Origin of the sequence: Streptomyces sp. NPDC059455, from assembly GCF_042750115.1 — a bacterium.
In the GTDB taxonomy this organism is placed as follows: Bacteria; Actinomycetota; Actinomycetes; order Streptomycetales; family Streptomycetaceae; genus Streptomyces; species Streptomyces endocoffeicus.
On the sequence record NZ_JBHYVB010000083.1, the window covers coordinates 1 to 2,537 of the forward strand.

The 2,537-nt window shown below is 70.2% G+C and carries 3 protein-coding genes; 1 reads left to right on the top strand and 2 read right to left on the bottom strand.

Annotation, left to right across the window (positions count from 1 at the left end; all coding sequences use genetic code 11):
• Window positions 1–982: PP2C family protein-serine/threonine phosphatase (locus tag ACFXB5_RS26910; protein WP_385212265.1), on the top strand; the 982-nt coding region annotated here is incomplete at its 5' end.
• A gap of 231 nt (window positions 983–1,213) precedes the next feature.
• Here the strand turns inward: ACFXB5_RS26910 and ACFXB5_RS26915 are convergent.
• Window positions 1,214–1,594 (bottom strand): hypothetical protein, encoded by a 381-nt coding sequence (locus ACFXB5_RS26915; protein WP_385212267.1) that lies wholly within the window; start codon window positions 1,592–1,594, stop codon window positions 1,214–1,216.
• Window positions 1,595–1,659: 65 nt separating this feature from the next.
• Window positions 1,660–2,433, bottom strand: a complete 774-nt coding sequence (locus ACFXB5_RS26920) for a hypothetical protein (protein ID WP_385212269.1) — start codon at window positions 2,431–2,433, stop codon at window positions 1,660–1,662.
• Window positions 2,434–2,537: the final 104 nt, after the last annotated feature.

The window sequence follows — 2,537 nt, forward strand, 5'->3', positions numbered from 1 at the left end:
CGCCGGCACGGCCTTCCTGCGTGCCACCCCCGTCGAGGTGCCGCAGGCCGACGGCATCCGGATGTTCCTGCCGTTGCTGGACGGAAGCGACCAGGTGGGAGTTCTCGTCCTCACCCTCGACGCAGTCGATGACGACGACCGGCGGCTGCTGCGCAGGCTGGCGGGCCTGGTCGCCGACATCCTGGTCACCAAGCACCACTACACCGACCAGTTCTTCCTGGCCCGGCGCCGCGAACCGATGAGCGTGGCTGCGGAGATCCAGTGGTCCCTGCTGCCGCCGCTGGCGATGTCCGTCCCGCAGGCCGCTGTCGCCGGCATCCTCGAGCCCGCCTATGCCGTCGCCGGTGACAGCTTCGACTACGCCCTCAATGGCGACATCCTGCACATGGCCATTGTCGACGCGATGGGCCACGGCCTGGACGCCGCCACGATGGCGACTGTCGCCATCGGCGCCTACCGGCACGCCCGACGCGCCGGCATCAGCCTGGCCGAAATCTACACGTTCATGGACCGGGCCATCGCCGAGCAGTTCGGTGTCGACCACTTCGTCACCGCGCAGATGATGCGCCTGGACATCACAACGGGCCAGCTGCACTGGGTGAACGCGGGCCACCCGGCGCCACTGCTGATCCGCGATCACGAGGTCCTCCAGCAACTGGACAGTCCAACCACCCTCCCGGTCGGCTTCGGCGGCGACGAGCCCCAGCTCAGCGAGCAGACACTCCAACGCGGCGACCGGGTGCTGTGTTTCACCGATGGCCTCATCGAAGAGCGCGCAGTCGGTGGCGAGCAGTTCGGCGAGGAACAACTCATCGACTGCGTCAGCCGCGTCGAGCACACCGAGGAAGGAGTACGCGCGGTGGTGCGATCCCTGTCCCACGCCCTGAAGCAGGAACGCGGCGGGATCACCAGCGACGACGCAACGCTCTTCCTGATCGAGTGGCGCGGCGACGCCGCCGATCACCTCGCCACCATGGAGTGAACCGACACCCGCACCACCGCTGACAGAGCCGACGAGACACAGGCCCCGCAGCCGGTCGACTGCGGCAGGCTCGTGGCCACACGAGCCGGGTCCTCACGAGCCGTGCCTGTCAGGGACGTGGCCCGAGGGGACCCGGGAACACCAGCCTATCCGGCTCCACACCCCGCAGCTGCCGCGAACACTCCCGAGCCATCGCAGCCATAGCCAGAGGTCAGCCGATCGGGGTGGCTCTCAATCTCGACGCCGATCATGGACTTGTGTCGCCTCCATCCCCACCACGGATGGAGCAACGTGGCTCTCGATCTCACTGCCCGAGTGGCTCTCATTCACCCTGTCGAAAACAGCAGCGATCTCCTCGGGCACGGCCGGGAGCGGCTCGTCGTCCTCCGGAAGTTCCTCGAACTCCCGCAGGATCTCGCCCTGATCCTCACGGGCGGAGTCCAAGCGCACGGCGTCGTAGTCGGTCGGCCGGGTCAGGACCAGGAACGCGCCGTCCGGGTATTGGCGGTGCAGTGTGACGCCGACGAGCGCCAGCATCTCCTCTGCGGCGGCGAACAGCCTAGCCTCGGCGGCATCGAACACGGAGACCGGCGTCAGGTTGGCGGTGGTCACGATCGGTGGTTGTCCTTCCAGAGACGGGGTATGCCCCGTGAGCCAGCCCACGGGGCACGGACGGGTCAGTTGGCCAGGCGCGGGGCGAGAGAGACCAGGAAGTCGACGCCGACGCCGTGGCTATTGGCGGAGGCCGAAGTGGTGTCGTGCGTGGCCGGGGCGGGGTGAGGAGCGACGTATCCGTACGGCCCGTGCCCGGTGCCGAACGCGAGTCCGCCCTTCTCCGCCTGCTCGACGTGCCCGTGCCGGGCCAGGAGCTGAGCCACGCGGCGCCGTAAGCGTCCCCGGATCCCGACGGCACGCACCGGGCCTTGTATCTGGACGTCGCACACGGGATTCGTGCCGAGCAGCGTGGCCGAGTAACGCAGGCCGTTCGAGGCCCAGGTGACGCTCGAAGTGTTCACCAGCAGACTGGCCCGCTCGTACGTGGCCGCGCCCTGGGCGCGCATGGCGTTGCCGATCTCATAGAGCATCTCGAGGCGCGCACGGGAACCGTCCTCGCGGGTACGAGCGGCCTCGTCGTCGAGGACGGGCAGCACCAGGCGCAGCACCTCCCGCGCGATCCGGGCCGGGGCCAAGGTCTCAAGCGTGGTGTCCGGCCGGTACGGCTCGCGGCCGGGGAGCTGCCACCCGATCTCGGTGTCCCACGGGCGGGCCACCAGGACCAGGGCGCGAGGTCCCTGTACGAGCCGGGCGGCCGGGGACGTCGACCACCAGGCGCGGAACGGCTCGACGGTCCAGGGCGAGCCGGCGCGCGTGGGCAGCAGCGTGGCCAGGTGTCCGGCGAGGGTCTGGGCGGGGGAGACAGCGGGCGACAGGGCAGCGATGAACGGGGTCATGGCGTACGCCTTTCGGGAGGGGCCGCGCCCCCCGGGGGGGGCCCCGGGGGCGCCCGGGGGGGGGGGGGCGAACACAAACCCCCTGGGGGCGCGCCCCCAGGGGA